Raw genomic sequence first — 10,642 nt, 5'->3', positions numbered from 1 at the left:
TTACAGGCAGGACAAATATTATTAGTGCTGGGGGCTTCTGGTGGCGTGGGCTCTTTTGCAGTGCAATATGGCAAATTAGCAGGGGCGCAAGTGATTGGTGTTGCCAGTGGCAGACATCGTGCTTATTTAAAGCAGTTAGGTATTGAACAGGTCATTGATTATACAGAAACACCTGATTTTCAAGCTGAATTACGAAAATTAGCCCCACATGGCGCGGATGTTGTCTTTGATTGCGTTGGTAAAGATGCCTTATATAAAGGGCAGGCTTGCGTTAAAGCAGGTGGAAAATTGATTTCTATTGTAGAACAACTGGCGGAAGAACAAGATTATCCGTTTAGTTTTCATTATGTCTTTGTTGAACCAAATGTGTTACAACTAGACCATATTTGCCAATTATTTGAAAATGGGATATTGCAAATACATATCGATGCGGTTTATCCCTTTGCAGATGTTGCAAAAGCGCATGAAATCTCTGAATTATTGCATACACGCGGAAAAATTATTCTTAAGCCGTAATTAGGTATAATCTTTGCGGGTTATCGTGAAATTGGCAAAAATACGCAAAAGTTGACCGATTTTGTCGTTTTTTAGCCATGTATGACAGTTAATTGTCATATATGAAAGCTATGCTTTACAAAAGTTTATTATTGTTATCTAATCTTTTTTGTAAAGAAAATAAAAGATAGAAAATTAGGTGCTGTGCTATGAAAAAACGACATCATGCAACATATGCAACCAGTTTAATCTCTGTCATGGTATTACTAGGCGTATCATTGACAACAAGCTGTTTAGCAAAAGAAATTTATCGCTATACAGATTCAAAAGGGTTGGTACATTTCACCGATGTCCCACCAAAACGCAATGCGTCACAAACCGCAAAAATGAAAGCCACAAAGACAAGCGCGAGTGGTAAATCATTTCGTATTTATAAGTATGTTGATTCTACAGGAATCGTACATTTAACCGACGCGCCTAAAAATGATAATTATGAGCTGATTTATGAAGGACCTAACAATATTCAGTCTTTATATTACAATCAATTAGGAGTTTCTTATACGCCTCAAACAGTTATTGCGCGTTATCAGAATTATAAAGACCTTGTGAACCAAATCGCAGCACAAACACAGTTAGAACCTGAGTTATTACATGCGGTCATTCATGCCGAATCGGCTTATAACCCGAAGGCAGTTTCCCCAAAAGGAGCTGTAGGGTTAATGCAGTTAATGCCTGCAACAGCCGCCCGTTATGGGGTAACAGACCGTACTGACCCTGCTGATAATATGGCAGGCGGTGCGCGGTATTTAAAAGATTTGTTAGAAATGTTTCAGTATAACAAACGATTAGCCATTGCTGCCTATAATGCAGGAGAGGGCGCGGTGATGAAATATGGTAATCAAATTCCGCCTTATAAAGAGACACAAGGCTATGTCGTGCGTGTGTTAGAGTTGTATAACGCTTATCGAAATATGTAGTTTTTCTCTCTGTTCATCATAAAAAAACGCATAATACTTGAAATATCAGGGTTATGTGTTTTTTTATCGTCTGCTGTTTTTCCTGTTTTGTTTTTCTCCCTTTTATCCATTTACAACCTGAGTTTTGCAAGATTTATAAAATAAAACAGAGACCTGCTAGGTTTTGAAAATCTAGCAGGTCTTTTTTTGTCTGAATCAGAATTCACAGAATTCACAGAATTTTCAGAATTAGCAGAATTAAAAAGCGTGATTCGCATTAATTTCTTGGTTTAAGGGTTTTAAATCCTGTTAATCCTGAAAATCCTGATTCAGACAAATGCTGGTCTTTTTAAAAAATCTCGCCGAACTCAGGTTACTTATTCAGTTTTTTTCTGTTCGTTGTGCTCATGTATCATGGGCTTTTTATCGCCGTCATGTTTGGGCTTGTCTTCTTTCTTCTCGCTGTCGTGTTTATGCATGTCCTTCTTTTCACTATCATGCATCATGGGCTTTTTATCGCCGTCATGCTTATGCATTTCTTCCATAGGCTTTTTATCGCCCTCTGGTTTTGTTGTCTCTTCTGCAAGCACGCTCATGCCATATCCTAAACCAATCATTAACGCCATTGCTAAGTGTGTTCTTTTCATCTAAGTTGCTCACTGTATAAATTGCTTGTGGGTTATAAAACACTTGAATGTTTTCAAGCTGTTTTTATATATCACGTGTGCTATTGACAGAGTCCGCGTGCTAAATCAGCTTGTATATCCGTTACTTCTTCTAAACCGACGGAAATTCTCAATAATCCTTCTGTAATATTGGCAGCCTCACGTTGTTCTGGGCTAATTCGTCCATGTGTTGTACTGGCTGGATGTGTGATAGTGGTTTTTGTATCGCCAAGATTTGCCGTAATAGAAATTAAACGGGTATTATCAATCACTCTCCACGCGACTTCTCGCCCGCCATGAACTTCAAAAGAAACTAAGCCTCCAAACGCACTTTGTTGACGTTTTGCTAATTCGTGTTGTGGATGGGACGGTAATCCAGGGTAATAAACTTTTTTTACCTGTGGTTGTGCTTCTAACCATTGCGCAAGTGCCAACCCATTTGCACTATGGGCTTTCATCCGTAAATTAAGTGTTTCTAAACCTTTTAAAAATACCCATGCATTAAAAGGACTTAAGCTAGTTCCACCTGAGCGAAGCACGCCGTAAACATCACCACCGAGCAAGGCTTCCGAGCCAACAATCGCGCCACCAATACAACGCCCTTGCCCATCTAAAAATTTTGTTGCGGAGTGAATCACAATATCAGCTCCCCACTTTAATGGTTGTTGCAACGCAGGACTGCAAAAGCAATTGTCAACGACTAATAAGGCATTATGCGCATGGGCAAGGTCTGCCATTTTGCGTAAATCAACGATTTCCGTTAATGGATTCGAGGGCGTTTCTAAGAAACATAAGCGCGTTTGTGGTGTAAAAGCATTTTCCCAAACTTGATAATCGTTTAATTCTATAAATTTTGTCTGAATCCCAAAGCGAGACAGAATTTTGTCAAATAGGGTGACTGATGAGCCAAAAATACTTTGAGAAGCAAGAATTTGGTCGCCTGTTTTTAGTAGTCCTAAACAGGTTGTTAAAATCGCCGCCATGCCTGAACTGGTTGCAATACAACGTTCTCCCCCTTCTAAAGCAGCAAGGCGTTTTTCAAACATGCGTACTGTCGGGTTGGTAAAACGAGAATAAACATTGCCTTCTGTTTTTCCTGAAAAACGGGCAGCGGCTTCGGCAGCACTGTTGAATACAAAGCTAGAGGTTAAAAATAAAGCCTCGCTGTGCTCCCCTTCTTCTGTCCGTGTCTGTCCTGCACGGATTGCGCGAGTTTCTAAACCAAATTCAGACCAGTCATCAATCATGTCAAAATGTCTCAAGGAAAATATTTAAAAAATAAATTTACTTTTTTATGTTAAATACGCTTTGTTTTGTATTTTTATGTCATTTGCTTTTTTAGGCAATTGTGATGGGGTTGTAGGTAAAGATTGTGTTGCTGAATCTTATTTACAAGATATATTTTTGATGAATACGATGAAGTTGCAATTTAAATTTTTTTAATCCATTGTCAATAGTTGCAATTTAGTCCATTTTTTGAGTGAAAATATAAAGTATTTATCTGTCTTTATTTAATAATTTTTTAATCGGTTTATGAAAAAATATTTTTTGACATTTTTATTGCTATAACTTCAATAAGTAGCATGGATAATACGTATATCATTTTCCTTTTATCTCAACCGTTTTATAGCATTGTGAAGTAAAAAACGTGGATAAGCGATTTTTTATTTTTGCGGAAGGAGGGGAAATGTTAATAAAGTAAAGTGTATAAAGGTTTTTATACACTTTTAAGATGTTTAAACGAAATTTAATGAAAGTATCAATTATCAGAGCGTTTAAACAGAATGGAAATTTAAAACTATTATTTTTCAAAAAAATAGAATTATGTCAGACGTTCGAGAACAACAACAGCGGTGGCAATGTTGGCAGAGTGGGATAAGCTGACATGACTATGTGTAACGCCTCGCTGTTCAGCAATTTGTTTTGCTATACCATACAAGGTGATATAAGGTGCGCCGCTCTCTGCGTTTAAAACTTCAATATCACGAAATGTAACATGCTGTCTTAAGCCTGCACCAATTGCTTTCATGAGTGCTTCTTTAACGGCAAATTTTCCTGCGTAGTGTTCAGTTGGGTCACGGTATTTTTGACAACTGGCAATTTCTTCAGGGGTAAAAATACGTTGTAAAAAGCGAGTTGAAAATTTTGTAATACCGTGACGGATTCGGGTTTGATCAGCAATGTCGATGCCTATGCCTATTATCATAATGTTTTATATTGATTTTTTGTAAACATCCACGGTGATGGCATGATTGGGTAAATTAGGAGTTTATATCCGTATTTAACAGCATTTCCGCTTGGCGTGCACATCCTTTTTGTTGCATCCATTTTGCTTGTTCAGTAGCACTGGCGTTGTTAAGTTGTTCGGGTAGGCGGTGAATGTTAATTAAACGACCAATATCATTTACTTGGATGATATACGCAAGATTGTCTTCGCTTAAAGGAAATTGTGTGTTTGGCCAAGTTAGTGTGGTTTGATGTGTTGGCCAGCGTAATATGACTTCTTGCTGTGGGTTGTTTTGTGATTGGATAGTGATTTTAACAGGTTCGCTCGTATCTGCCCGCCAAAGGTTTACATATTCCGTCTTGTTATAACAAAAGTCGCCTGCTTCGTACACGTTAATAGACCACAGGCTTGGCGGTAAACTGGTGTTGCTACGTTTTCGTGGACGTAAGGATTGTTGACCAACATCTGAGGATATTGCATTTTCTGCTTGTGAACTATTGCCGTTTATTTCCGCGCTATAACTAACGAAGGGAATAAGGGTTATCGCTGTACTTAATAACACTATCTTTATATTAAACATGGTTTTTTACCTCTTTGTATAGAAAATGATCGTCAGATGACTAACATGCAACTAACTCATATTGTTAATTATATATCTAACATATCATTTTTTATAAGGAAAAAATATTTTTCATGTCAATATTAATACAGACATTCTGTTATAAATGTTAAATCGTGAAAAATTGACAGTATTTTTTTAGACCATCATTTTAGTATTTGTCTATGGGGAATATGCTTTATAGTCTTTTATAATAGGCTTATTTATGCTGAGAATTGTAAATTATCTAAAATCAGATATTTTATTAAAAGTATTAATATTTTTTCGTCAATCCATTACGTTTTTTTGTAAAAAATACATATTACATCCTGATGTTCTAAATTTTAGGGTCATGCTCATTTTTTTGAGTCATTGAATCATGCCTGAGTAAACTGGATTATAAGCATATCAATGTAATTAATAAGTATGGATAATTATTTTTATCTTTTTGAGCTGGGTATAAAAGATTAAAATTTAAGAAAATGATTAAGTGTTTTAAATAAAACGATATGTTGATTGCCTTAATACGAAAATATCATTGGTGGTGGATTATTTGTGGGTGTTTGTATCTGTCTGTGGCTAATGCAGAGTTAACATCAATAAAATTCAAAAGTTTATCACCGAAAGAAGGTTTATCACAAAATAGGGTTTCTACTATTTTGCAAGATAAGCAGGGTTTTCTATGGTTAGGCACACAAGATGGTTTAAATCGTTATGATGGTTATCATTTTACAACGTATCGTAATGATCCTGTCTCTAGCAATTCTCTCAGTAATAATGAAATTAATACATTATTTGAGGATAAACAACATAATATTTGGATAGGAACGGAAAATGGCTTAAATCGGTTTGACCGTCAGCAAGAGGGCTTTATCCGTTACCTTCATGATTCAAATAATCCTAATAGTTTGAGTGATAATAGTGTTTGGTCGGTAATTGAAGATTATGAGGGTTGGATATGGGTTAGTACTCAGCAGGGTGGTTTAAATCGTCTTAACCCTAAAACCAATGAGTTTACACACTATTTTTATGATTCTAAAAATCCCAAAAGTCTTAGTAGTAATACAACATGGCAATTACTGGAAGATAGTCGTCAACGCTTGTGGATAGGCACAGATGGGGGGGGGTTAAACCGTTTTAACCGTCAAACAGGTGATTTTGAACATTATTTAACGGATTCTACCTCGCTCTATAGCACGATTATCAGTTTGTTTGAAGATAGTAAACAGCGTTTATGGGTTGGGACAGCAAACGGTTTATTGTTATATAACGAAACGACTGACCGTTTTGAGCCTTATTTTTTAAAAACATTGAGTACAACACTAAATAGCAATGATGCGGGTAATTTGCAAATTTGGGCGATTGGGGAAGATCGGCAACATCATTTGTGGATTGGTACTGATGGTAATGGTTTAATACAGTTAAATGTGCAAACGCGGGTAGAGAATCATTACGTAAATCAATCAGGTAATGGCTTAACCAGTGATAGAATTCTGGCAATTCATTTGGATCAGGCGGGTACTTTATGGATAGGTACTGATGGGGGCGGGTTGAATTATTATGATGAGCATAATGATATTACCTTTTCACATTACTTAGTGGAGACTACTAAGCAGGAAAATACTTTAAGTAATAGTAATGTATTAGCTATTTTTGAAGATAAAAATGGCGAGCTATGGGTTGGCACTGATGGCGGGGGGCTTAATCGTTATGATCGTGAGCGGAAGACGATTAAACATTATTATTATGAAGCTAATAATCCTAATAGCCTTGTTGATGATACGGTTAGAAGTATTTATGAAGACCGTACTGGCACTTTATGGGTCGGGACAGATGCGGGCGGTTTACAGTATTTAGATCGGGATAATGATCAATTTGTGCGTATTCAACATACTGTGCTGAAAAGTAAGCGATTAAATAATGATATGGTACGTGCACTTTATGAAGATAGTCGTGGCATTTTTTGGGTGGGCACAAAACAAGGCTTATTTATTTTTAATCGCCAGCTCAAGACATTTGCCGAAGCCTCTTATGATAATCGTTATGATGTTACCAATACGGTACTGACTATTTATGAAGATCACTTAGGTGATTTATGGGTAGGTACACAAGGGCAAGGAGTTAAACGTTATTTACGTAGTACAACGGGTGAATGGGTTACTTATACTCAGCAAAACGCCAATTTAACCAATGATATCATTTCACATATTGTAGAAAGTAGTACAGGGAATGAAATATGGATTTCTACCTTAGGTGGTGGAATCAATCAATTTAATCGTCAAACAGGCAAATTTACACAAATTAGCAAGCAACAAGGGCTACCGAATAATACAATTTATTGTGTTTTAGAGGATAAACGGCATGACTTATGGATTGCGAGCAATCGTGGATTGACACAATTTATATACCCATCACAACTTGCTATTAATTACGACAGTGTTGATGGATTACAAAGTAATCAATTTAACAGTGCTTGTTTTAAAAGTGAACATGAAATGTTTTTTGGCGGGATTAATGGATTTAACGTTTTTTCTCCTGATAGTTTTAAAGATGATTCTCCGCCCCCTCCGATAGTGATTACAGGATTTAAACTCTTTAACAAACCCATGTCGGAATTAGACAAACCCCCAATTAAGCAATCTATTTTAGAAACTAAATTTATTTCTTTAGATTATACACAGAGCTTTTTCTCCTTTGAATTTACGGCATTGAACTTTATTCAGCCTGAAAAAAATATCTATAAATATCGTTTAGATGGTTTTGACCATGATTGGAATGAAATCGGCAATAAACGGACGGCACACTATACCAATGTTCCCGCAGGGACTTATACATTTCGAGTGACTGCGGCAAATCATGAGAAAAATTGGAATCCACAAGAAGCTAAAATTATCATACAAATTTTACCCGCACCGTGGCGTACTGTGTGGGCTTATTTACTCTATGCACTTATTGTTATCGGCATTATAGGCTACTACTTACGCCAACAACGTCGCGCATTGCACGAGAAACAAGCCGCATTAGATAGAATTACTCAATTTTTAAAAGTCATGCCGATAGGCGTGAGTATGTACGACCAGCAGGGTAAACCTTTGTATCATAACCAATGTGCACAACAAATCCTGTCCCGCTTATCCATAAATCCCGCCCATGCAGTCACCAACCTTGAAAATTATCAAGCCTTTTATATCGCAGGAACACAAATACCCTACCCATATGAAAAACTCCCTATTATTAAGGCATTAAAAGGGGAGGCAAATAGCAAAGATGATATTGAAGTGCATCTTGATGAAGAAAAAACAATTGCTTACTATGAATTTTGGGGCAATCCCATTTTTGATCAACAAGGGCATTTACTCTATGTGTTAAATACGTTTCAAGATATCAGTGACCGTAAGCAAGCAGAGTTTTTTCTAAAACACCATAGCGAAATATTAAAACAACAAGTTGACGAACAAACACAAGCATTAAGGGAAAGTGAACGACAACTGCGTCAAGCAAAAGACATTGCTGAATCAGCTAATCAAGCTAAAAGTCTGTTTTTAGCCACGATGAGCCATGAATTACGTACACCACTCAATGGGATTTTAGGATTTGCACAAATTTTAGAACTTGACGACAGTTTACAAACTGAGCAGTTAAATCATGTACAAACGATTTATCGTAATGGCGAATATTTATTAACCCTGATAGAGGACATTTTAGACCTCGCAAAAATTGAGGCAGGAAAATTAGATATTACCTGTCGTGAATTTGATGTTATCAGCTTGTTAGATGACATTGTCAATCTGTCAAAAATGCGAGCGGCTGCAAAAAATATTCAATTTTGCTATACCCCTTGCCTCACGTTACCCCGTACCGTGTTTGGTGATCAAAAACGTATCCGTCAGATTTTAATTAATTTATTAAACAACGCGATTAAATTTACTGAGCATGGCAAAGTCGATTTTTACGTCGAATATCGTGATAACAATCAAGCTATTTTCACGATTATGGATACAGGTGTGGGTATCGAAAAAATTAATTTACCCCTTATTTTTAAAGCCTTTGAACAAGTTGGCGACCAACGGAAGAAAAAAGAAGGAACAGGCTTAGGGCTAACCATTAGTAAACATCTAGCTGAAATGATGAACGGTACATTACTGGTGGAAAGTGAATTAGGAAAAGGAAGCACGTTCAATTTTATTATTGATATACCCGCCGTTCTATCCCCAACTGAAAACCATGAAATGCCACCAATACAAGCTATTAAAGGTATTGCCCCGCTTATTTTAGTGGTGGACGATATGCAAGAAAATCGTCAAGTAGTGAGCCAATTACTCAAACGTGTTGGATGTATGGTGTTAGAAGCAGGTGGCGGTGTGCAAGGTCTGATGTTGGCTAAAAACTACCATCCTGCTGTGATTATTACTGACTTACACATGCCTGATATAGACGGATTTACCTTAGTACAACAAGTAAAGCATGATCCTGATTTAGCAAATATAAAGATTATTGCCAGCTCTGCCAGCGTATTTGAAATCCGTCAGCAACAAAGCTTATTACATGGTTGTAGCGCGTTTTTACCTAAACCCATTCGTGCAGAACAACTCTTTGCAACATTACAAAAACTATTAGCATTAGAATGGATTTATAGCAATCCGATTGCTCTTCCTGTTGAACCTCACAAAAAAACGACGGAGATATTACAAGCTCCACCCTTAAATGACTTGGAAAAATTGCTAGATTTAGCATTTTCTGGGGATATTATGGGGATTATCGATTATGCGACTATGTTGCAACAGACACATATTCACTTAAATGCTTTTATTGAACATGTCCAATATTTAGCAGATAGGTTAGATATTAATGAGTTAAAAACTTTTCTTAAAAAACAAATAGAAATTTGTCAAAATACATCACAAAATACGGATTTTTAACCCCTTCTTACACATGCTAATTTAATGTTTATCCCTTCCTATCAGTACTCAATCAATAGAATAAATACAATAAATTGATTTTTATCAATTTAAATTTATTTAATGACTAATAAAACTTTAATAAGGTTTTATGGTTAGATAGGCGTGATTATTGATAAACTATTTTAAGCGGTTAGAGCTAAAAAAGCTGATGTACTAAATTTTTTTAAAAGGATTACACCAATGCCCATCCATTTTTTTTACCGACTATTGCTAGCCAGTATCTTTATTGGTCAGGTTGGTATTAGCTACGCTGACGAGAGTAAAGACGAATATACTGTAAAAACAGCCTTTATTTACAATATTGTACGGATGGTAGAGTGGCCTGATGATAAACAGGAAACCCAAAACCCTATTTATATTTGCTTGTTGGGCGAAGATTATTTTGGCGAATCAATCAATGCATTACAGCGTAAGATGGTTCGTAATCGTCCACTAATGATTAAAAAAGATATCACGTTTAACATGGTAAAAACTTGTCATGTTTTATTTATTTCTGCGTCAGAAAAACAAAATTTAGCAACTATCTTCAATATGGTAGGCTCATTACCTATTTTAACGATGAGTGACGTTAACGCTTTTGCCGAATCGGGGGGGATTGTCAATTTGTGGCGTGATGAAGAACGGATTAAAGTGGAAGTGAATCTCAGTATTGCAGAAAAAGTTAATTTAAAGATTAGTGCTCGTTTATTACAACTCGCTAGAGTCATTCAATAACTTTACATATTTATTGTCATGAGTGT

Annotated in this window: 8 protein-coding genes; 4 read left to right on the top strand and 4 right to left on the bottom strand. The window is 36.3% G+C overall.

Annotated elements, in window-relative coordinates; all coding sequences use genetic code 11:
* Positions 1-516: NADP-dependent oxidoreductase (locus BEGALDRAFT_RS06605; RefSeq protein ID WP_002684992.1), on the top strand; the 516-nt coding region annotated here is incomplete at its 5' end.
* 188 nt (positions 517-704) lie between these two features.
* The gene (locus tag BEGALDRAFT_RS06600) at positions 705-1,472 is read left to right on the top strand and encodes a lytic transglycosylase domain-containing protein (protein ID WP_002684990.1); all 768 of its coding nucleotides are present in this window, start codon (positions 705-707) and stop codon (positions 1,470-1,472) included.
* A 356-nt stretch (positions 1,473-1,828) separates the two neighbouring features.
* Here the strand turns inward: BEGALDRAFT_RS06600 and BEGALDRAFT_RS06595 are convergent, their stop codons facing one another.
* The 4 genes from BEGALDRAFT_RS06595 to BEGALDRAFT_RS06580 form a co-directional block, all read right to left on the bottom strand.
* Positions 1,829-2,098 carry a hypothetical protein gene (locus BEGALDRAFT_RS06595; protein ID WP_002684989.1) on the bottom strand — a complete coding sequence of 90 codons (270 nt, stop codon included), beginning with the start codon at positions 2,096-2,098 and terminating at the stop codon, positions 1,829-1,831.
* Positions 2,099-2,178: 80 nt separating this feature from the next.
* Positions 2,179-3,363, bottom strand: a complete 1,185-nt coding sequence (locus BEGALDRAFT_RS06590; RefSeq protein WP_002684988.1) for an O-succinylhomoserine sulfhydrylase — start codon at positions 3,361-3,363, stop codon at positions 2,179-2,181.
* A gap of 575 nt (positions 3,364-3,938) precedes the next feature.
* Entirely contained in the window at positions 3,939-4,322 is a 384-nt protein-coding gene (gene acpS / locus BEGALDRAFT_RS06585) for a holo-ACP synthase (protein ID WP_002684987.1), read from the bottom strand.
* A gap of 55 nt (positions 4,323-4,377) precedes the next feature.
* Complete coding sequence (locus tag BEGALDRAFT_RS06580) at positions 4,378-4,923, bottom strand: hypothetical protein (protein WP_002684986.1); 546 nt, start codon at positions 4,921-4,923, stop codon at positions 4,378-4,380.
* 527 nt (positions 4,924-5,450) lie between these two features.
* Between BEGALDRAFT_RS06580 and BEGALDRAFT_RS06575 the strand changes: the two genes are divergently transcribed.
* Together BEGALDRAFT_RS06575 and BEGALDRAFT_RS06570 are read left to right on the top strand one after the other, a co-directional pair.
* On the top strand, positions 5,451-9,860 hold the full coding sequence (locus BEGALDRAFT_RS06575; RefSeq protein ID WP_002684985.1) for a hybrid sensor histidine kinase/response regulator: 4,410 nt from the start codon (positions 5,451-5,453) through the stop codon (positions 9,858-9,860).
* A gap of 222 nt (positions 9,861-10,082) precedes the next feature.
* Positions 10,083-10,616 carry a YfiR family protein gene (locus BEGALDRAFT_RS06570; protein WP_002684984.1) on the top strand — a complete coding sequence of 178 codons (534 nt, stop codon included), beginning with the start codon at positions 10,083-10,085 and terminating at the stop codon, positions 10,614-10,616.
* The last annotated feature ends 26 nt before the right edge of the window (positions 10,617-10,642 follow it).

It is taken from the genome of Beggiatoa alba B18LD, assembly GCF_000245015.1.
In the GTDB taxonomy this organism is placed as follows: domain Bacteria; phylum Pseudomonadota; class Gammaproteobacteria; order Beggiatoales; family Beggiatoaceae; genus Beggiatoa; species Beggiatoa alba.
Note: the sequence above shows the minus strand (reverse complement) of the source record. Positions and strands in the feature narration are given on the sequence as shown.